This is a genomic window from Parabacteroides sp. AF18-52 (assembly GCF_003479145.1).
Classification (GTDB): domain Bacteria; phylum Bacteroidota; class Bacteroidia; order Bacteroidales; family Tannerellaceae; genus Parabacteroides; species Parabacteroides faecis.
The window spans coordinates 729,392-750,974 of the sequence record NZ_QUGR01000001.1 but is presented as its reverse complement, the minus strand read 5'-3'; the positions used below and the strand labels follow the sequence as shown (position 1 = coordinate 750,974).

Here is a 21,583-nt window from a genome sequence, read left to right as displayed (position 1 = left end):
ATATTAATATATTATGGATGAGATTCTTAAAGTAGATACGATTGAACAGTACAACGACCTGTTCGGTTTTGAAACCCTTCATCCGCTGGTGGCAATTGTTGACCTTAACAAGCCGGAAAGCCAGCGAAGGGACCGGATGACTCTCGGCTTTTATTCTCTTTTCCTGAAGGAGACCAAAGGGTGTGTGATCAATTATGGAAAAAGCATTTATGATTTCGATGCCGAAACAATTGTTGCCATTGCACCAGGTCAGACGGTGGGTTATTCCAATGATTTCACGGGAACGACTCCGAAGACCATCGGTTTATTGTTTCATCCTAATTTTATTAGCGGAACGTCATTAGGGCAGAAAATCAAAAAATATACCTTCTTTTCTTACGAATCGAATGAAGCTTTACATCTGTCGGAAGAAGAGCTCCGGATCATAAGGGATATACTGTCTATCATCCGGACAGAATTGAAACATGCGATAGACAAACATACCAGAGGACTGATATGTACCAATATCGAATTGCTGCTGGATTATTGCATGCGCTTTTATGACCGTCAGTTTATCACACGACAGGGCATGAACCTGGACGTATTGGCCCGTTTTGAAAGATTGCTTGACGAATATCTGGATTCCGGACTTGCCGCTAAAGAAGGATTGCCTACGGTTAACTATTTTGCAGACAAGATTTGCCTGTCTCCCAACTATTTTGGAGATCTTGTAAAAAAGGAAACAGGCAAATCTGCTAAAGAGTACATCCAATTGAAAATGCTCAACATGGCTAAAGAGGAATTACTGAACCCGGAGAAATCAATCACACAGGTTGCTTATTCACTGGGATTCCAGTATCCCCAACATTTCGTTCGCTTCTTTAAGAAATATGGAAATATGACCCCCAGTGAATATAGACGCGCAAGTTCGTCTTTATAACCCGGTTGTCCGTTCCAGTTCTTCGGGATAACGGTTGCCTGTCAGTTTTATTTTTGAACTGGCTTCATTGATGTTTTTCAATTCATCATCTGTCAAGTGAATTTCGGCTGCACCCAGGTTCTCTTTCAGGCGGTGCAGTTTGGTCGTTCCCGGTATGGGAGCAATCCACGGTTTTTGTGTCAGCAACCATGCCAATGCTATTTGGGCGAGCGTTGCTTCTTTCTCTGCGGCAATCTTTTTCAGCAAATCGACTATCGCCTGGTTAGCATCGAGTGCATCCTGTGTAAAACGTGGGAGCTTATTGCGGAAATCATCTTTGCCGAATGTAGTCTGTTTGTTAAAACTTCCGGTCAGATATCCTTTACCAAGCGGACTGAACGGAACGAGGCCTATACCCAGTTCTTCCAACGTAGGAATGATCTCTTCCTCGGGACGACGCCACCAAAGAGAATATTCACTTTGCAGGGCAGCGACCGGTTGAACGGCATGTGCCCGGCGAATGGTTTTAGCTCCGGCTTCCGACATGCCGAAATACTTTACTTTCCCTTCCTGAATGAGGTCTTTTACGGTTCCGGCAACCTCTTCGATAGGAACATTCGGGTCTACGCGATGTTGATAAAGCAAATCGATGTAGTCCGTCTTTAATCTTTTCAGGGATTCTTCTACTACCTGACGGATATGTTCAGGGCGACTGTCAGTTCCGGCTTGTTTACCATCGACTATATTGAAGCCAAACTTAGTGGCTATAACTACTTTGTCCCGGAAAGAGGCAACTGCTTCACCTACCAGTTCTTCGTTGGTATAAGGGCCATATACTTCAGCTGTGTCGAAAAATGTTTCGCCCAGTTCGTAGGCCGAACGGATTACCTGTATCATTTCGTTACGGTCGGGAAGGGGATCGTAAGCAAAACTCATACCCATACAGCCCAGTCCGATGGCCGACACTTCCAGCCCGTTGTTTCCTAATTTTCTTGTTTTCATATATTCTTTTTTAATAATAGTTCTTGTCACGTTTTCCTGTTATTTCTTCTGTGCCCAATGTACGTTTGAGGTGATTAACTGCATGCCGTCAGCAGATTTATTTTCTATTGCAAAGTACGGAAGAATGTATGATAGATTTGGTAGATAGATTACAGATATACTAACCTTAATTACAGGTAGCTATTATAAATCATTATCTTTTTGCCGGAATCACTCTGTTTACACCAAAAGAATGCTTACATTTACACGATTGGTTTGATTAATCTTATATCGAAAACTAACACAATAAACACTTATCACTAGTATGGAAGAAAAACATCTTTTCCCGGAAATTCCCTTCAACTATGCTTTATGCCTTAAACGGGAGTGCCCCAAAGCCTCTACTTGTTTGCGGCAGTTGGCAGAACAGGATATTTCGGACAGCGTCGAGCGTTGGATGATTATTAGTCCCAAATACCAGGTTACACTGGAGGGAGAGTGTCCGCATTATCGTCCTGACGTGAAAGTAATTTATGCCAAAGGCTTTACACGTTTGTTGGATAACCTGCCTTACGCACAGATGAAAAGCGTTATTTCTCGTTTGAGAAACCTTTTCAGTGAAAGAACTTACTATCGGGTTCGTAAAGGCGAACGTTTACTTTCTCCTGCCGAACAAAAAGAGATACAGCACATTCTGGTACGATGTGGAATTGATGAACCACCGAAGTTTGATGCCTATGTAGAAGATTATGCCTGGTAGTAACGGGGAAAGGATTTTGCCATAGGCTTGGCAGGCCACTGCCATCGTAGTGGCAGAGCTCTGCCATGCCTTTGGCAGACTCTTGCCATTACTATGGCAAAACATTTTCATCGGCATGACAAGACACTGTCATTTAAAGAACAGAGCGTCTTGCACGGGAAGAGGATTTTCCAACTGTGCAATTGCTGCTCGCTGCACTTCCTGCATGCCGATACCGCCCATAAAAAGAGGTGTTATCATTATCTGTTGTTTCAGTGACTTATTACAGTAGAAGCAAGAAAGAGAAGCATGGTAATTGATTGAATGATAGAAATGTACGTCTTTTAGTGTCTTTGGGTGTTCGATAGTGAAATTGCAAGAAAAAGCAGACTTATGCAAACTTTCCGTTTCTAGATTGTATCCCCTGAAAGCAAAAACTGATAAAACAGCGTAACTCATTGATTATATGGTGTAATGCGCACCGTTTCACTCTTCCTTGCCAAGTAGTAAAAAAGCAGAATATTGTGGTATTACGAGGACTTTCTGTTGCGAATCCGTTACCTGTTTGGTATTCGGAAGCAAATAAAAAAGAATCACAAACAACTGATTTAATCAGTGTTTGAGCAGTCATTTAACAAAGAACAGTCTCATACGTGACAAAATAACTATTTGAGAGGTTGTTACTCGCTGTACCACAATGATTTGCACACACTTAATTAGCTCTAATTAAGGTAATTTTGAAACCAAAAATTAGAGTTATGAGCAACGGATTAAAAGTAAATTTCTACCTCAAACGTGGTGAGGTGAAAAGTGATGGTACGGTTCCAATCACAGGACGTATCTCAGTGGGAAAATCAATGGCACAGTTCAGTGCCAAGTGTAGTATTCAGGTATCCCTTTGGGATACTCAATCAGGACGGGCAGTAGGCAAAAGTAAAGTAGCCACCGATCTCAATCGGGCATTAGAGAGAATCAACCTATCCATTCACAGCCATTACACAGAACTGCTGGCGAAAAAAGAAAACATTACGGCAGTAGAAATCAAGAATGCGTTTCAAGGTATAGCCTCTCTGCAGGAGACTTTGATAAGCTCTTGCGATAGATACGAAAGTATGCTATCATTGCGAGTTGGCGTGAATATTACATTGGAAAGCTACAAACGGTATGGCATCTCATTCAACCACCTTGCAGGGAATCAGTTTCATTAAAGACGATCTATCCTACAAAGGTTCGCAGGTGGATAGGTCGTTTAGTTTCTCGAAATTGGACGCTCAGTTGTCGCAAGCCAACCATCAAGGGCAACCAAAACAAATATTCGCTCCGCATTCATCGCAGCCACAAGTCCACGAAAAAGCTACAAATTCCGAATCTATCATCGGAGGATTATTCGACCTGCCTTTTGTCTCTGACGGTATAGACCCCGAAGAAGAGGCTTTCAGAAAACGGATGCAGCGAAAAAAGAAGAAAGGCATAAGGAGATAACCACTTCTTTGTATATGAACAGGATAATTGCCATCTAAAAAGCGTATCTTTGCAGATATAAGCGAATTAGAATATGATGAATTTCAATGAATATATGAATGGGGTTGATTTTTCAGGCTTTAAAAAGCTCTTTTTAGAAAATGGGAAGTCAATTGAATTTAAGAAGAAGGATTATTTTGTTCGACAAAATGAGCCGTGTAAATACGTGGGATTGGTTCAAAGTGGTATTTTTAGATATACTCGCATTGACAACGAAGGGGACGAACACATTGTAGGTTATAGTTTTACCGAAGACTTTGTGTGTGATTATCCATCATTGATTAAGCATTCAGATTCATTAACCAATATTCAGGCTGTTACGGACTGCTCTGTATATGTGCTATCCATGAAAGAGTTGAATGATTATTGGGAAACCAATATGAATACTCAAAGATTGGGCAGATTAGTAGCGGAAGAACATTTTATCGAAATATATAGACGGCTGCTTGGGTTTTATTGCGAGACTGCAGAGCAGCGTTATATTTCATTGCTAAAACGTTGTCCGAATCTACCCCAATATATTACACTCAAAGAAATAGCATCGTTTATTGGAGTAACTCCGGAAACAGTTAGCAATATTCGTAGAAAATTGCGTCATAGATAAAAGTCTTGAAATACTTCAAGGCTTTTTTTATTGATTGGCGGTAGCTTTGTGATTATTTTAAAATGAAAATTTTATAAATGACCTCAATATGAGTATTTTATAAATATTCAATACGCAATTTTAAGTTAATCATAGTTAGCACTCCAAAAAACATGAAATGTAATCTGTTTTTAAAAGCATCTGCTTTATTTTGTTTGTGGGCAATTAGTTCAGTAGGTGCACACTGTCAAACTATCTCAGGTTTGATTATAGACAAAAATAACAATCCAATAGCTTATTCAACTATCGAATTATTATCAGCGAAAGACTCAACTTTCCTAAAAGGAACTATTAGTGATAATGATGGGAAGTTCTCTATTACATCATCACCTAATATTGGAATAATAAGAGTTTCGTTTATAGGATATAATACTGTATACCAAAACTATAACGACACGGATAAAGATGAAATGGTTATTAGAATGTTTGAAAGCGCAACTCAACTTGAAGAGGTTGTCATTAGGAGGAATTTGCCACAATATCGAATGACAAAGAGCGGAATGCAGACTAATGTAGCAGGGACAATATTGAGTAAAGCAGGCACAGCTGACGATGTATTGAAGTATATTCCAAGTCTGAGAAAGATAGAAAACGGATACGATGTTTTTGGCAAAGGTTCTCCGCTTATTTATATCAATGGAAAAAAAGTGATGGATTTATCAGAATTGGATAGATTGAGCTCTGATAATATCAGTAATATAGAATTGATTTCAGATCCCGGAACGGAATATGATGCAACAATCACCTCTGTCGTAAAAATTAAGACAATTCGTAAAGTTGGTGACGGTTTCGGCCTCAATTATCGTCAAGTATATGCCCAAGCTCATAAAGCAAGTTTTCAAGAACAGTTAGACGTAAACTATAGAAAAAGTAGTTTTGACATATTTGGAACACTCTATTTAGACCAGACAAACAATAGACAAGAACAGCGCGGTATACAAGTTGTCAATAATGAGATCCTGATTGAATTGAAAAGCAGCATGCTAATTGAATCATCAAGCAATAATCTGAAAGGGTCGATTGGACTCAATTATGAAGTAAACGACAATCATTCTATTGGTGCTTCCTATAGCGGCAGTGTACCTACTTATAGCTTTGGTGGATGGAACTCTACAATGGATATTTTGAAAAATAATACGATTTCCGAACGTATCGACAATATATTTACAAGCCAAGGGAAAAAACGCTCGACACATGACCTAAATGCTTATTATACAGGAATGATTAATAAAATAAAAATTGACTGGAATGGTGATATGTTTCTTAGAAAAGGGGGAAATACACAGGTATCTGAAGAGCTTGAGATGATCAGTAATAATGATGAACGTACTATTGAAACAATGTATAATTATGACACTCGACTTTATGCCACAAAATTAAGTTTATCCAGACCTATATGGAAAGGTAACCTTATGGTAGGAGGTGAATATACCGATATTAGCAGACAAAGCCACTATCAAATAAGCCAGATTAGTGATGAATTACCCTCTTCTACAGATGACGAAGTCAAGGAAAGTAATATTGCAGGCTTTGCCTCTTATGCATTTACCAAAGATAAACTTCAGGTAAACGCAGGAATCCGTTTTGAACGTGTAGAATCCAAATATTATGATACCGGTACTTTTTCTGCAATTCAAAGCAAAAGGTATCAAAACTTATTTCCTCATCTCTCCATTTCTCTTCCGATTAAAGCTACGAACCTTATGTTCAGCTATACAGCAAAAGCACAGCGTCCTTCGTATAGCATGTTAAGCGGTAATATACAATACAACGATCGGTATACGTATCAAGGAGGAAATCCGTTGCTCCAACCCACAACCGTTCATACGCTTGCAGCTACATTGTCTTACAAATGGATTCAGTTCTATGCAAATTGGCGATATTATAAAAATGCATTCTATCAGTGTGTTGAACCATACAAACAAGGTTCTGATATTACAATATTCGCATTTCGGAATATTCCAAACTACCAATCAATGTACGCAGGTTTTTCCTTATCTCCAAAAATTGGATGCTGGCGACCTATGCTTGATGTTTGGGTTAAGAAACAGAATTTTGAGGTAGAAAGTGAAGGCATAAATCATAAATATAACACCCCTATTGCTTTCTTGGTATTCAATAATGCGATTCAAATATACGATGATTTTATAGTTAATATTGATATGGATTTTAATACAAGAGGACATTCAACCGCTATAAGATGGGAACCAAATGGAGGTGTAAATATTGGTGTTTACAAGAGCTTTTTTAATAATAGTTTATCTATAAATGTTCAATGGAAAGATATACTTGCAACCAATCGGGGATCAAATTGGATGATTTATGGGAAACGAGAAATTTATAAATGGAATTATTCAGATACTCGCAAAGTGATGATAACTGTTCGTTATAAATTTAATGTTACTAATAGTAAGTATAAAGGCACTGGTGCTGGAAAAGAAGAAAAATCAAGATTGTAATTTTCTTTTAAACTTTCATCCATAATTATCATGATATTATGTACTGAACACAAAGAGTTAGGGGAATTTATATTGTGACAGACCGAACGTTATGTTAAATTGGTATAACAATTCCCTGACCTGAAAGAGATAGCATCTTTTTCTTGGAGCGACTCCCGAAACTGTTAGCAATATTTGTAGAAAGTGCCACCATGGATAAAAGTCTTGAATTACTTCAAGGCTTTTTTTATTCCGCCACTCTAACTTTGCAAGTATTATTTCGAAAGTTACTATCAATTAAAATATAACAACATGAAAAATTTATTCAGAACATTCGTAGTGCTGCTTTTTACAATCGTATCGACTTCTTGCAGTGATGATAATAATGATTTTAGATTTGATTCTGAATCATTGAAACAGACAACTTGGAGTGGGGTAGAGCTCGTAACCGATGGGGGCAAAGTTATAAGGACAATAAATGTTGAAATGCAATTTTTTACCGCTCAACATGGTCAATACATTCTTAAAGAAGACGATACAGAAACAGAGGTATATAAGTTTAACTATTCTATTGACGGTAAAATAATGAATATAGAAGATGGTCCTCTTTTTAGCAAACGCACGCTATTGCAATTTAGTAACGATAAAATTGTGTTAGAGGCACTTAACTCGTACAAATCAACACTTACTCTAACTCGACGATATTAGCTGTGATGTTTTTGAAAAACACACCCAGATAATTAATTGCAAAAGCAAACAAATCGCATGAAGAAACTCAGTTTTAAGAAATATAGAGAGGCTAAAATTCTATTTTTCAAGAACTTGAGCTACCTACTGTAAAGGGGAATAGAGAAATACTTGTCAAAGTATTAACCGAGCTGTATAATTTAATTAAATCAAAAAATAAGTGCACATATTGATCATATATTTTCATTTAATGATGTAGTATCTGCACATCAATATATGAAACAATCAAGAACAGTAGGAAAAGTAATTATTAGCATGTAATAAAGGTATACGCTTTATATTTAAGGAAATGGTTTGTCAAACAAGGGGTTACTTGCTCTCTGAAACGAGAGTGAAGTAACCCCTATTTCTTTTTCGGAGGTTCGTAAATCCTCAATATCAATCTATTATTAATCATCTAAAAATTAAAACAATGAAGAGATTAACAGAAATGAAATTTTTCGAAATGGTTACTGAAAAATCGCCAACAAAAGTTACCTTGGATGAAGTAGAGTTGGCATTTAACGAATTTGCCAACTACGTGACCATTATCAGTGATGCAGAGTCCGAGCATAGTAAGCTCTACCGTACTCTTGCTTATACTCGTACCAGATTGCAAACCTTGCAAGGAAGAACCACACCAAACAAGGCGGAAAAAATGTGTCCATCACTCTCTATCTTAATGATGCAATTGGGCTCATTGATGCAGAATTAGAGTTGCTTAACTTACGGATTAAATTATCCCAAAGAGTTTCCACAGATAGTTATTGACAATCGGAAATCGCCTGTTTATCTGGCTGATGACGTAACTCATACGGCTATCATGGAAATAATAAATGGGATTTACTATCTCAATCAAGCTAAAACAATTAACGGTCAGCCTCTAACTTTAGCGATGTTGCCAGGGTCTTTGAAAATGGATTCAATTTTAAATTTGCTAAAAGATATCAGACTGAAGAATATGTTTTTAAGCGAAAGCCGTCCAAAATCACAGAGCAGTTAGAGAAGATGATAGTTGCCATCAAAGAAGAAAGCAAAAAAAGAGGCTATTTATAATCAGCGGTTTAGGTGCTATTTATAGAGTGTTATCTCAGGTATTCCCCTAATTTAACCACCCTGTTTTACTGAACTTTGCGTCAAACAAAAACAGATACCATTATGTATATAGAGAAAAGTGAATTTACCCTTTGGATGGAAAAACTATCCGAGAAGTTAGACAAAATCGGCAAGAGCCTCAAAGAATTATGTAATTCTTCCGAAGTGATGAAAGACGACAAACTTTTAGATAATCAGGATTTAGCATTCTTGTTAAAAGTTAGTTACCATACCCTGCAACGCCACCGTTCCAATAAGGTGTTGCCATACATAATAATAGGACACAAAACCTACTACCGAGCATCGGACATCCGTAGCTTTGTGACTGATAATTTTGATTGTCAAATATTAGAGCGTTTCAATAAAGAGACGAAAATCACTCCGCAGTAGATATTACTGCCCAACACCACTAAAATCCGCAGTAAACAGTAGACAGAACCATTTATGACCGTTCTTTCGAATCAATATAATTATTAACCCGTCAGCAAGACCTATCCAACCTTACTGGCACATTAAAGCCCCGAAACGCAAAAGACGTTTTGGGGCTTAGTTTTATCGTTGAATCACAAAATATGAAGCAGTTAGTATGATATTCAAAAAAGATGATTACCTTTGTAGAAGAGCTGATTGAACTACTTCAAAATGAAGAAAATCAATGAGGTTTACCCGTTTCAAATCCGTTACCTACTCAGGTTTATCAGTCTCCTAAATAGCTGATATATAAAGGAATCAATCAAAAGCATCAAATTATTTCTATATCGTTACCCATTGTTCTTTTTCTTTAGCCCAAATATCTATTAATCAATAGATAAAATTAAAATCTTCTGCTGTTTAATTGATCTCATTCAGCCAGTCGGCAATCATCGAGTGACAGTTGGATGTTTGAGATGAACGTATCCATAGGCTTGGTGTGAGGAAGTTTCCGCCCGGAATGAGCCGTTTGGCATCGGACTCGACACCGTTGATCCCGCTGCTTGCACTCGATACGATCAAACCGATGTTTTTACCTTCCATCTGACTGCCGTATTGAAATAGGAATGTTTGCAGGGGCGCAGCCATATTGCTCCACCAGAGAGGTGCGCCTATGATGATTCTGTCATAATCGGACAGGTTATCAATTGTCGTTTCAATAGATGGATAAGAATTCGCATCGTTCGGATTATCCCGGATTGCCTGAATCAATGCACTGCCAATCGCATAATTGTTGGCGGCATAGTCTATCCCTTTTTCGGTAGGTTCAACCCTTACCACATCGGCTTCTATTTGCGTCTGCAGATCGTTGATAATAGAATGTACATTATTCGTGTAGCTGTAATATACAATCAGTGTCTTGCCCGTTGGGGCCGGATTCGGATTGTCGGGTGTTTCCGGAGTCTCGGTCTGCGGGTTATCCGGCTCATTATCATCGGGAGAACATGCATTTAATCCTACCGCTATAAGAGTGGCAAACAGTAGATACAGGTACTTTTTCATATGATTCTTATTTTATAATTAAACAATTATTCCAATGCTGAAAGTTTGAGAAGTCTTGCAGGATTGATTCTTTAGCGACCTACCTGACGTTGTTGCTCGGCATTGTATCGGTCTCCGACAACGGGAATAGCGGCTACTGTATCCTCCAGTTCTTTCCATTCTTCGGGTGAAAGAGTAAATTCCTGTGTGCGCAGGTTCTCTTCCAGATGCGCCAGTTTTGTTGTTCCGGGGATGGGAACGATCCACGGTGCTTTCCGGAGTAACCAGCCGAGTGCCACTTGTGCCGAAGTCATGCCTCGTGTGCGGCCGAAGGCTTGAAGCACATTCACGATACGGGTATTCGCACGCATCGCTTCCGGTTGAAAGCGTGGCAGGGTTTGGCGGTTGTCGTTGTTTACATCGAAAACTGTGTATTCGTTGATGCAGCCACCCAAAAATCCACGGTTCAGCGGGCTGTACGGAACAAAGCCGATCCCCAACTCCCGACAGGTATCGAGCACTCCGTTTTCCTCTACCAACCGGTGCATCAGATGATACTCGCTTTGTATAGCCGTCAACGGGCAAACAGCATGAGCTTTACGGATGGTCTCGGCACTGACTTCGCACATGCCCCAGTGTTGTACCTTGCCCTCTTTCATCAGGTCGGCAATGGTCGATGCCACTTCTTCCGCCGGTGTATCCGGATCAGAGCGGTGCTGGTAAAACATGGGAAGCGATTCGAGCCGGAGGCGACGGAGCGACTCTTCGCAATAGCGACGAATAGTCTCCGGTCGGCTGTTCTGACGACCCGTGGCTTTCCCGTCGATAACTTCATGTCCGAATTTAGTCGTTACGTTGATCCGGTTTTTGAATTCGGATAATGCTTCTCCGGCTAGATTTTCGTTAGTCAACGGCCCATAGATGATAGCCGTGTCGAAGAGTGTTATACCCCGATCCACCGCTTCATGCAACAATCGGATGCACTGTTTTTTGTCCGGATGCTGACTGCGGTTGTAAGTCATACCCATTACACCAAAGCCGAGTGTCGATACCTCGAAAGCTGCCTTTCCCGTACCCAATATACGATGTCCCGTAATATGAGCGGCATCACTGTCGTTATCGGAGACTGCCGTCTGTTTCGTTTTCGCTGCAAAGACTTTATCCAGTCCGGTGGGCATGGTTAATGCTGCTCCTGTCAAGGTTGCCGTCTTGAGAAATCCGCGACGGCTGAGATTCATTTGATTGTTCTTTTCCATGATTTTATGTTTTAATGTTCTGTAGGCAAAGGTAAAAAGAGAGCCTCGCAACGACTTTGCTGCGAGGCTCAAAAGGGTTTGTTATAAAGTTCATTTAGTTAAGTAGTGTTTTACGAAAATACATCTCTGTTTTTTTACCATGATGGGGCAACCCCATACGCTTCCTTATATATTTTGGAGAAATGAGACAGGTTTTTGAAACCCACATCGAAACAGGCTTCCGTCACTTTTTTTCTACCTGATTTTATCAAATCATGTGCAGCCTCCAGACGACGTCTGATAATCCATTTCTGTGGTGTCAGGTCACTGATTTTGGCGAAGTCTCGTTTGAAAGTCGCCAAGCTACGTCCCGTATAACTTGCAATTTCATCCATCGAAAGGTCGCACATATAATTTTTATTCAGATAGTCGAGAATGTCTATTTTCCACGGTTCCACAAAATCGAACAACGAGGCGTAAAGGTTCCTGTCGGTATTGAGTAGTACATATACTCCCTCAATCATTTTTAACTTCAGTACATCTTCAGACGGTTTTTCGCCTGCATCGAAATAGGGTATGATGGATTCGAACAGTGAACGAATGTCCGGTCTGTTGCCTGGTAATACACGCAGACTTACTTTATCGCGTTTAGAATCAGTTGGAATTTGTTGCCGGTTAAGAGTCTGATAAAATTCTCTCAGAAAAGGTCTTGAGAATTTCAACACGACAGAACGGTACGGTTTCCCATCCTCGACCTTTTTTTGCAACCACATCCGGTTATCGCGCCGCATGAAAGCACACTCTCCCGGATGCAAAACGGTTTTCTTTCCGCGCTCCTCTATTTCCAGTTCACCGGAACATAGATAAATAAGCGTATGTTCCCTGTTTTCGTGGGCACATCCCCGGTCGTCAGTGAAATAGCTCGCTATAAGCACATTCGAGCAATCGAATACATCTAATTGTTCCATATATTTATTGTTTGTTCTGTTCGAGTTTGTTATACTCTTCATCCGTCACCGGTTCGAGCCATTCATTGGAAGTATTCTCTCCGGGGACTTCAAATGCTAAATGAGCGAACCAACTGTCGGCTGCAGCTCCGTGCCAATGCTTGACGTTAGCAGGGATATGAATCACTGTGCCAGGCAGAATCTCCACTGCCGGCTTGCCTTCTTCCTGATACCAACCGCGTCCGGCTACGCCGATGAGCATCTGTCCGCCGCCGCTTTTTGCGCGGTGTACGTGCCAGTTGTTGCGGCAACGAGGTTCAAAAGTAACATTGGCTATCGATACTTGCTCTCGGGAAACGGGAGCAAGGTAGCTGTTACCGATGAAGTACTGTGCATATGCAGTATTGGGTTCGCCGATAGGGAAAATCATTTCGCGTTGGAAAGCGGCCTTGGCATCTTCACCGGTAGAATCTTCCGCCCATACGCCTTTGGCCAGATTGAATGCCGCCCACGCTTTGGGCCAACCGGCATAGAAACCGATGTGGGTGATTATTTCGGCAATCTCGGTGCGGGTAATACCGTTCTTCTTTGCTGACTGAAGATGGAAAACGAGCGAATTGTCGGTGATACCCTGGCTAATGAGAGAGGTGATGGTCACTAAACTGCGGTCGCGCAGACCAAGTTTATCGGTGCGGCTCCATACTTCGCCGAAAAGGACATCATCGTTAAGTTCTGCAAATTTGGGGGCGAACTCGCCTAATTGGGTGCGCCCTGCTGTCTGTACTATTTTTTCTTGTGCCATGACATTGAGTGTTAAAATGGTGAATACTGAAATTAAAAGAATCTTGTTCATTGCTATTTGATTTATAGGATGAAGTTATTTGTTTTTATTTATCTATTTGACTTTCTGTGAAGGGGTCTGCCCGATGACCCATCAGGTCGATTTTTGCGTACTCCTTGTCGAATTCTTCCATTTCCCATGCTGAAAGGCGGACTGTCCCTGCTCCGAGAAAATCGTCCAAGTGTGACGGATTGGTCGTACCGGGTATCGGAGCAATCCATGACTTGCGCGACAACATCCAGATTAGGGCAAATTGTGCAGGTGTTACTCCTTTGCGTTGTGCCCATTCGAGTACCAACGTGATGAGCGGCATATTGTGTTTCAATGCTTCTGGTGTAAACTGAGGCAGTGTTGCCCGGCGGTCGGGTTTCTCGAAACGGCTGTTACCGTCGATTATTCCGGTGAGAAACGCACGCCCCAGTGGACAGTAAGGTACGAAGCCGATATTGAGTTCTTCCAGTGTCGGAAAGATTTTGGTTTCAGGTTCTCTCCACCAGATGGCATATTCGCTCTGCACAGCCGAGAGGGGACAAACGGCGTGTGCCCGGTGGATGGAACGGGCGCTGGCCTCGGACAAGCCCCAGTACAATACCTTTCCTTCCTGCATCAAATCCTTTACGGTTCCGGCCACGTCCTCCATCGGTACATTAGGATCGACACGGTGTTGATACAGCAAGTCGATGTGGTCGGTACGAAGGCGCTTCAGGGAGCCTTCTACCGCCCGACGGATATGGTCGGGACGGCTGTTGAGTGCAGTCGGTTGTTTTTCCTCGACTCCGAATCCGAACTTCGTACCGATTTTCACTTTGTCGCGGAACGGGGCGAGGGCTTCGCCGACCCACTCTTCGCTGGTATAGGGGCCGTAGACTTCTGCCGTATCGAAAAAAGTAACGCCCTTGTCATAGGCTCGGCGGATCAGAGCTATCATTTCATGCTTATCGTATCTGCCGCCATAGTACCCCACCATAGGCAGACATCCCAAGCCGATGGCTGATATGTCCAGTCTTCCGAGTTGGCGATATTCCATACTGTCCGACGTATTGCCGTCATAAGAACGTACGTCTTTAGACTGCGACGGGGATTGTGCAAAGACTTTAGATACCCCCGTCCATGTACCGATTGACGATATTGTTACCATCGATGACATTTTCAGAAAATCTCTTCTAACCATAACTTGTAAATTTTATGAATGATTGTTATAAGTTTATTTTTGATAATGCAAAGTTAGCAAGGCTTGTAAAAGCAGTTGTAACGATAAGTGGGAAGTTTGTACCAATTTTACTGATTTTGGATATCCATATTCTTCGGCGTTTCGTTTTCATCATTATCGTTTTCCGGTGTTTCGGGTTGTTCTATCGGTTTGTCACCGGAACGTTACCTGGAAGGATTGCTGGAAGAATAAATAATTCATATTTACATTTTGCTATTTTATCTTCTTAACCAGTCTTCTGCATGAAGGCTTGGTTAAGGATATCTTTTTTTATGCGTTTCTCCCGACGTTCAGTAAATACAGAAAGATAACCTAAAAGCTGAACAGATAAATTTTTGTTCTTTATCAGCTGATGACCTGCCGGGTAAATCACTGTCAGCTGCCGGAAAAAATAAATTATAAGCCGGGTGAAGAGAACTATGACCGTGTAAAAAAGGTTTATAGGGGAAGAAATGGGAGCGGAACAAGGTGAAATTACCCTGAAAGCGTTCTCCATGGAAAAAGTGATGTTACAAATAATGGAATAAAATGATATATTTGATTTTAATTCCTGTAAAAGTATAACATTTTGATTTACTAATATAACCAATCATGTATGGCAATAACAAAAGAAAACAATCAGAAGAAAAAAGGGCTTTTTCTGCATGAATATGTCGGTCGACGGGCAGAAAGCAAGCGACTGATGGGAAAAGACAGTACGGCTGATCTTTATCAGGCAGCCGGTCATCATTTTTTTGTCTTCCAGGGAAACAGGGATATTCGGGTCTGTGACGTAACGGCGACTCAGGTGAACGATTTTCAGGCTTACTTGCAGGCAAAAGGATTAAAGATCAATACGATCAATAGCTACCTGAGCAGTCTTCGGGCGATATACAATGCCGCCTTCGACGACAAACCGTTTAAAAGAAAACTGCATCCGTTCCACAAACTGAGACTGAAACGCGATATGACGGTCAAAAAGCCATTGTCGGACCAGCAAGTGAAAAAGATGGCGACAGCCGATTTTTGTGACCGTCCCGATCTGACCCTGGCAACAGATCTGGCTCTATTCAGCTTTATGGCGTATGGCATGCCTTTTGTAGACATGGTGCACCTGACGCGGAAGAATATCCATGGACAGGCTATCGTGTACAACCGGCATAAGACCGGTATAGAGATACGTGTCGAGATCACCTCCGGCATGTGGCAGATGATCCGTAAATATGAATCATCGGGCAGCGATTACCTTTTCCCTGTGATGTTTGCCTCGGCTACTTACCAACAGTATAAGTCCATGCTGTCTGCCCATAACGAAACATTGAAACAGGTGGGGCAGTTATTGGGTATTCATAATAACCTTACCTCGTATGTGATGCGTTATACCTGGGCTTCGGAAGCCCGCCGGCTGCATGTGGATATCGCCGTGATCAGTCAGGCATTAGGGCATACGAACGAAAAAACGACGCGGGGCTACTTCAACCGACTCGACCAGCCGGAACTCGATCAGGCGAATCGAAAGATTACAAATCCGATTTGTAAAATACTGTCGGATAAGCAGAAACGCATAAATTGGCAGGGAGTTGAAGCTACTTATTTATGAAATAAGAACAATTACGAAATGAATGTTGATTCTTATTCGCTTTTGTCTTAATACCTAATACTAGATGTCCACAAAGGTAAGAATATTAGTAAAAATAAAGAAAAAATCATCACACTTTTTATGTGTATAGGTAGTAAAGAAGATCTGGTATTAGCGTTTTGTCTGTAATTTACAATTTTTTTGCCGGTAATAGCTTGTTTATATTGAATTTGATAAAATGAGAATATGATCGGTCACCCTTCCTTGTGTTTTAACAGCTGTTATGTGAAAGTAACAGTGGATTTATACTCTTTTAAACACAATTGAAAGATAAAATAAAAGAAAAACTATCCTATTGTCTTTCCGTCTTTCTTTCTCAGTGTGGTTTTTCCGGGCTGATAAAACTTATTTCATAAATAAGTTCAAACAAAACCAGCATTAGAAATGGTTGATGATAAAAAGACAACATTTTCTCCTTCTGTAACCACTCTTTCCGAGAAATACTCGGAAGCGGTATCTTTGTATGCCACCACGGACATGACAAGCAAACAAATAGCCAGTCAATGTGGAGTCAGCCTTTCCGCTTTCCGCGTCTATCTGAGACGGCATCACCGTGACCTGGTCTTACGACGTTACGGGGTCGAAGCGGATTCGAATGAACTTGCTTCCATCAAGCTGCGCGGTCGTCGGGGACAAACACCGGCAGCCTACCATAAATATAAGGAAGCCATTGAAGCCTGCGACAACCTGTCTTATATCGAATTTAATATCTCCCAAATCGCCCGGCAGTTTAATCTGGACGGAACCTCTCTTTCCAACCAGCTGAAACTCCATTATCCGGAGATTCTGGAACGCCGGGAGAAGACTCGCGTACGTTTGGGGCTGGCCGACAACTTCCTCAAGTCTACCGCCTCCAAATACGCCGGTGCCATCGAAAGCCTTCGTACGACCCCCCGTCTGTTGGCGCAAGTGGCGTCCGAATACGGTTTCAATCCCGATACTTTCCGCGACTACCTTCACCGGCACGAGCCTGAGCTGGCGGTAAGCAATGCGGCAAAGCTTCGCATGAAAAGAAAGATACAGTAACAATAAAATAACAAACAGATTATGATTAAAAGATTAACATTTATCCTAAGCCTGCTGATGGCAGGACTTTTCACTCAAGCACAGGAAGCTGTACGGCCTGGCGTGGTGGAAAGTAAAGGTTCGGTTGTTGGTATCAAGACCAACCTTCCGTACTGGGCTACGGCTACCTTCAACCTGGGTGCTGAAGTACGCCTTGCCCGCCACTGGAGCCTCAGTGCCGAAGTCGGCGTCAATCCCTTCGACGGGAAGAATGATGACGGCAGCTATGGCCAATCCCTCAAGCACCTGCGTGTCCATCCGGAACTGCGCTACTGGTTTTGCGAAACATTCCACAAGCACTTTGTCGGCCTGCATGTCCCTTACCTATTATATAATGTATCCGACATCAAGCTGCTGGGTACGGAAGGCGAACGCCACCAGGGATGGGGTACAGGCGCAGGCATCAGCTACGGCTACTCGTGGCTGCTCTCCAAACACTGGAACCTCGAAGCCACGGTGGGCGTGGGATACCTCTACCTCGAATCGGAGAAATACCCCTGTGCCAACTGCGGACGCAAGCAGGAGACTGTCAAGAAACATTATTTCGGCCCCACGCAGGCAGCCATCAGCCTGATTTATCAATTCTAAACTATCCTAAACTATCTGAGCACATGAAAAAGAACAACATACTCATCATGACCGCCGGCCTTTTGCTATCAGCCGTAACTGCCGGCGCACAGGAAATCGTCGTCAAAGACAAGATTGTGGAAAAGGCGGGTTCCTCGCTGGTTATGGGCATGACGCTCGACCTGAGCCAAATCCGGCTGGCAGGCAACCGCAGCATCGTCTGCATCCCCGTCATCGTTCGCGGCGACAGTATACGTCCGCTCGCCCCGGTCATCATCAATGGTCGCAGCCGCCACATCCTGTATGAACGTACGGGCCGCAACCGCCAGGAAAACCAGGAGATCGAACTGCGCCGCCGCAACGGGAAAGAACAGACGGTCGACTACCAGGTGCGAACGCCCTACGCCTCCTGGATGAACAATGCCGAAGTGGCCCTTGTCACCGACGAATGCGGCTGCGGATGGGAAGCGATGCAAAGTAACCGTTCGCCGCTCTTCGCCATACAGCTTGAAAAACCGATTATGACCCCCTTCCTTTGCTATCAAACGCCCAAAATGGAAACCGTCAAAGCACGTGCCAAAGAGGGAAGCGCCTTCCTCGACTTCCCCGTAGGTAAGACAACCATTGCACCCGACTATCGCGACAACCGGGCCGAGCTGGCCAAAATACGCGAAACGGTCGAATCCGTACGCAACGACCCGTATGCTACCATCACCGAAGTCTATATTAAAGGCTTTGCCTCGCCCGAAGGCAGCTATAAGAGTAACAGCTACCTGGCCGAGAATCGTGCCAAGGCGCTCAGCGACTACGTGAAAGGACTCTATCATTTCGACCGCGCCACCTTCACCGTCGACTTCGAACCCGAAGACTGGGACGGACTGGCCGCACACATCGAAACCTCCGGGCTGGCAGACAAGGCCGAGTTGCTCGACATCATCCGTGCCGACCAGCCCGCCGACCTCGACCAGAAAGAATGGAAACTCAAGACGCTCAACGGTGGCGCTTCATACCCTGCTATCCTCCGCGACATCTATCCCTCCCTGCGACATTCGGACTATGCAGTGAAGTACACCATCCGAAACTTTTCCGTAGAAGAGGCCAAGGAACTGATCTACACCGATCCGAAGCAGCTGAGCCTGGACGAGATGTTCCGCGTGGCACAGACCTACGAGCCGGGCAGCGACCAGTACAACGAAGTCTTCGAGATTGCCGTCCGCATGTATCCCGACGACCCTGTGTCTAATCTGAACGCTGCCAATACAGCCATCGGTAATAAGCAGTTGGCACAGGCAAAACGCTATCTGAGCAAGGCTGCCGATTCTCCGGAGAAGCAGTTGGCGGAAGCTTCCATCGTCATGCTGGAGGGTGATCTCGATCGGGCAGAGCAACTGCTCGACCGGCTGAAAGGTACCCCGAGCGTATCGGAAGCCGTAGAAAAGAATCTGGAGCAAATCCGCCTTTGGCGGGAGTAGCTGGCCGCTATCTTGTTTAAGGTGTCCAGGCAAGGTTTGTTTGCGATATCCAAAAATGAAACTATTTATCAATAACTTAATTCATAAACTAAAAAATGAAAGTGAACATGAAAAAGAACAGACTTTACGCAGCAATGGCAGCCGTCGTTCTACTTGCTGCCGGCTGTACAGACAAAATTGGAGATGGTACAGAACTGGAAAATCCGGAAGAACTCAATGGCCAGAAATGCTACCTGACTGTAAATATTGCTACTGGAACGAGTGGCGGTTTTACGAAGGCTGGAAGTTCCAATGGTGAAGGTGACCAGTATTTGGAGGAAATTAAAGGATTGAAAGAAGATGAAATTAACGATGTTAATATCTTCTTATTTGAAGTTCCTGCAAGTATAACTGAGAATGATAAGTTACTGAAGACTTTGAACGCTGATCTTACTACTGATATAGATATAGCAGGACATGGTTATGTAGGCAACCTAAATGAAACACCAAATGGCGGTAGTGAAGCATACCATGATAAAGCTGATGTCGTAGTAACATTGAAAGATCCATTAGGTGATAATGAGTCTAAAACGTATCAGGTTTTGACAATTGTTAATGCTGGAAGTTCTCTCACAAATTATACAAAATTATCACAGTTAAGGGATGCAACGTTTGATAAGGCATGGACTGGTGGTGCATCAGATCTTGCTTCCTATACTAATTTTGTAATGTCTACCCATCAGATGAAGGGAAATACAGCAGAATCAACAGTAGAACTGAGTAAGAATAATACCAGCGAAGGTAATCCTGCTCACACTACAGTATATGTAGAACGTTTGGCTGCTCGTGTTGATTTGAAGGTTGCAGAGAACTTGTCAAGCAGTTCAAGAACAGACGGAACATTCGCTGTTACTCGCTATTTACCTGTAAACTTGTGGACTGGTAATACATATATGTTTAAGCAGGTTTCTCCATCTGTGACTAGCTGGACTGGTGCTATACCAGCTGTGGATGCGGTATATAGTGATGGTGAATATAAATACTTGGGCGATGAAATATGGAACAATACCGGCAATGGTACAGGTACGTTTAATTACGTATTGGATCCACAAACAAGAACTAAAACAGCAACTCAAACTGATAATTTTAATAACAACAACTTTTCTTATACTAATCACTTTATTTCAAACACGACCACTTTAGATCCAACAAATGGGGCTTGGAAAGATGTTTCTGTTTTAACTGGAAGCCAGTATACATCCGGAGACTTTACGCCAATCTTGTACACAAGAGAAAATACAACAGCTTACGATCAGCAGAAGAATGGTTTTTCAACTGGTGTGATTTTCGAATCTACATTTACTCCTGGTGAGGGTTTTGGCGTTAGCCTATATAGTGATGGTGTGATTTCATCTGGAAGAACAAACCTACCTCAAGATAAAAGTTTCTTTGTAGCCAACCACTTGGGTACAGATGGACATCATGTAAAGGTTAATTATGCCGATGTTAAGACAATTGCTGCGATGGCTTTTGTTAATATTGAAGATATGTCAAAGCCGCTGTACGAAGGTTTCATGGATGGTAGTTGGCTGTCAAATGGTCCAGACTTAACCACACTAGAATCTATTGTAGACAAAATGCAGGAATCAAATCCGGTTGAAGCTGCGTTTAAAGCCTATTTGAAAGGTGTTTTTGATGGAGCCGATGAATCTGCTTTAGATGATATTAAAGGTCTTTTGAATTATAATTCTTTTGTAGCTGACGCTAAATATAGCAATTTAACTCGAGGTGATCAATCGGAGCAGGCCTACGCTGGTATTCTATATGAAAACTATGAAGTATCCTATTATCTCGGCGGTAAGAGTTATTACAAATTCTGGATTCGTCACGATGATAACCAGAATCCGAACTTGATGTCTGTAATGGAGTTTGCTATTGTCCGTAACAATGTTTATCAGTTGAGTGTAACAGGTGTTAGGGATTTGGGCGATCCACTGCCTTTCACTCCTGGCAAGGATGATCCTAACAATCCGGACGAAAGCGATGAATTGAAGATTTCTGTTGAGATTTATGTTAAGAACTGGGTAAACCGTCTGAACGACAACATCATCCTCTAACGCACATAACCGTTGTTTCAATAATCAACTCGCATGAAG

Annotated in this window: 21 protein-coding genes; 15 read left to right on the top strand and 6 right to left on the bottom strand. The window is 42.3% G+C overall.

Features of this window, described 5'->3' with window-relative positions; genetic code table 11:
• Positions 1–13: 13 nt before the first annotated feature.
• Positions 14–919 (top strand): AraC family transcriptional regulator, encoded by a 906-nt coding sequence (locus DWX23_RS03150; RefSeq protein ID WP_122373368.1) that lies wholly within the window; start codon positions 14–16, stop codon positions 917–919.
• Here the strand turns inward: DWX23_RS03150 and DWX23_RS03145 are convergent.
• Entirely contained in the window at positions 914–1,900 is a 987-nt protein-coding gene (locus tag DWX23_RS03145) for an aldo/keto reductase (RefSeq protein ID WP_122373367.1), read from the bottom strand. The genes DWX23_RS03150 and DWX23_RS03145 overlap by 6 nt on opposite strands.
• A 304-nt stretch (positions 1,901–2,204) precedes the next feature.
• Between DWX23_RS03145 and DWX23_RS03140 the strand changes: the two genes are divergently transcribed.
• From DWX23_RS03140 to DWX23_RS03095, 9 genes are all read left to right on the top strand, one after another.
• Positions 2,205–2,639, top strand: a complete 435-nt coding sequence (locus tag DWX23_RS03140; protein ID WP_075557737.1) for a DUF6078 family protein — start codon at positions 2,205–2,207, stop codon at positions 2,637–2,639.
• A gap of 737 nt (positions 2,640–3,376) precedes the next feature.
• Complete coding sequence (locus DWX23_RS03130; RefSeq protein ID WP_122373365.1) at positions 3,377–3,826, top strand: Arm DNA-binding domain-containing protein; 450 nt, start codon at positions 3,377–3,379, stop codon at positions 3,824–3,826.
• Positions 3,783–4,100: a hypothetical protein gene (locus DWX23_RS03125; protein ID WP_147382516.1), complete on the top strand. Its 318-nt coding sequence runs from the start codon at positions 3,783–3,785 to the stop codon at positions 4,098–4,100. Before DWX23_RS03130 ends, DWX23_RS03125 begins: the two co-directional genes overlap by 44 nt.
• Positions 4,101–4,173: 73 nt before the next feature.
• Positions 4,174–4,743 (top strand): Crp/Fnr family transcriptional regulator, encoded by a 570-nt coding sequence (locus DWX23_RS03120; RefSeq protein WP_122373363.1) that lies wholly within the window; start codon positions 4,174–4,176, stop codon positions 4,741–4,743.
• A 152-nt stretch (positions 4,744–4,895) separates the two neighbouring features.
• Complete coding sequence (locus tag DWX23_RS03115) at positions 4,896–7,241, top strand: outer membrane beta-barrel family protein (RefSeq protein ID WP_122373362.1); 2,346 nt, start codon at positions 4,896–4,898, stop codon at positions 7,239–7,241.
• 291 nt (positions 7,242–7,532) lie between these two features.
• A complete protein-coding gene (locus DWX23_RS03110; RefSeq protein ID WP_122373361.1) occupies positions 7,533–7,928 on the top strand; it encodes a hypothetical protein in 396 nt (131 codons plus the stop codon).
• A 195-nt stretch (positions 7,929–8,123) separates the two neighbouring features.
• Positions 8,124–8,228 carry a zinc-binding dehydrogenase gene (locus DWX23_RS25290; protein WP_122373496.1) on the top strand — a complete coding sequence of 35 codons (105 nt, stop codon included), beginning with the start codon at positions 8,124–8,126 and terminating at the stop codon, positions 8,226–8,228.
• 151 nt (positions 8,229–8,379) lie between these two features.
• The gene (locus tag DWX23_RS03100; protein ID WP_122373360.1) at positions 8,380–8,661 is read left to right on the top strand and encodes a hypothetical protein; all 282 of its coding nucleotides are present in this window, start codon (positions 8,380–8,382) and stop codon (positions 8,659–8,661) included.
• A 443-nt stretch (positions 8,662–9,104) separates the two neighbouring features.
• Positions 9,105–9,431: a helix-turn-helix domain-containing protein gene (locus tag DWX23_RS03095; RefSeq protein ID WP_122373359.1), complete on the top strand. Its 327-nt coding sequence runs from the start codon at positions 9,105–9,107 to the stop codon at positions 9,429–9,431.
• Positions 9,432–9,872: 441 nt separating this feature from the next.
• On the opposite strand, the gene DWX23_RS03090 is transcribed toward DWX23_RS03095, so the two are convergent.
• The 5 genes from DWX23_RS03090 to DWX23_RS03070 all read right to left on the bottom strand — a co-directional run bounded on the left by DWX23_RS03090 (position 9,873) and on the right by DWX23_RS03070 (position 14,687).
• Positions 9,873–10,514 carry a flavodoxin gene (locus DWX23_RS03090; RefSeq protein ID WP_075557736.1) on the bottom strand — a complete coding sequence of 214 codons (642 nt, stop codon included), beginning with the start codon at positions 10,512–10,514 and terminating at the stop codon, positions 9,873–9,875.
• Positions 10,515–10,585: 71 nt separating this feature from the next.
• Entirely contained in the window at positions 10,586–11,749 is a 1,164-nt protein-coding gene (locus DWX23_RS03085; RefSeq protein WP_122373358.1) for an aldo/keto reductase, read from the bottom strand.
• A 134-nt stretch (positions 11,750–11,883) separates the two neighbouring features.
• Positions 11,884–12,696, bottom strand: coding sequence for an AraC family transcriptional regulator (locus DWX23_RS03080; protein ID WP_075557734.1), 813 nt, complete (start codon positions 12,694–12,696; stop codon positions 11,884–11,886).
• 4 nt (positions 12,697–12,700) lie between these two features.
• Positions 12,701–13,528, bottom strand: a complete 828-nt coding sequence (locus tag DWX23_RS03075) for a carboxymuconolactone decarboxylase family protein (protein ID WP_122360210.1) — start codon at positions 13,526–13,528, stop codon at positions 12,701–12,703.
• Positions 13,529–13,562: 34 nt separating this feature from the next.
• Positions 13,563–14,687 (bottom strand): aldo/keto reductase, encoded by a 1,125-nt coding sequence (locus DWX23_RS03070; RefSeq protein WP_122373357.1) that lies wholly within the window; start codon positions 14,685–14,687, stop codon positions 13,563–13,565.
• A gap of 634 nt (positions 14,688–15,321) precedes the next feature.
• On the opposite strand from DWX23_RS03070, the gene DWX23_RS03060 reads away from it, so the two are divergent.
• From DWX23_RS03060 to DWX23_RS03040, 5 genes are all read left to right on the top strand, one after another.
• Positions 15,322–16,305 carry a site-specific integrase gene (locus DWX23_RS03060; RefSeq protein WP_122373355.1) on the top strand — a complete coding sequence of 328 codons (984 nt, stop codon included), beginning with the start codon at positions 15,322–15,324 and terminating at the stop codon, positions 16,303–16,305.
• 423 nt (positions 16,306–16,728) lie between these two features.
• A complete protein-coding gene (locus DWX23_RS03055) occupies positions 16,729–17,370 on the top strand; it encodes a sigma factor-like helix-turn-helix DNA-binding protein (RefSeq protein WP_122373354.1) in 642 nt (213 codons plus the stop codon).
• A gap of 24 nt (positions 17,371–17,394) precedes the next feature.
• Positions 17,395–17,997 carry a DUF3575 domain-containing protein gene (locus tag DWX23_RS03050; protein WP_370450054.1) on the top strand — a complete coding sequence of 201 codons (603 nt, stop codon included), beginning with the start codon at positions 17,395–17,397 and terminating at the stop codon, positions 17,995–17,997.
• A 23-nt stretch (positions 17,998–18,020) separates the two neighbouring features.
• On the top strand, positions 18,021–19,448 hold the full coding sequence (locus DWX23_RS03045; RefSeq protein ID WP_122373352.1) for a DUF3868 domain-containing protein: 1,428 nt from the start codon (positions 18,021–18,023) through the stop codon (positions 19,446–19,448).
• A 107-nt stretch (positions 19,449–19,555) separates the two neighbouring features.
• Positions 19,556–21,544: an Mfa1 family fimbria major subunit gene (locus DWX23_RS03040; RefSeq protein WP_158607043.1), complete on the top strand. Its 1,989-nt coding sequence runs from the start codon at positions 19,556–19,558 to the stop codon at positions 21,542–21,544.
• The last annotated feature ends 39 nt before the right edge of the window (positions 21,545–21,583 follow it).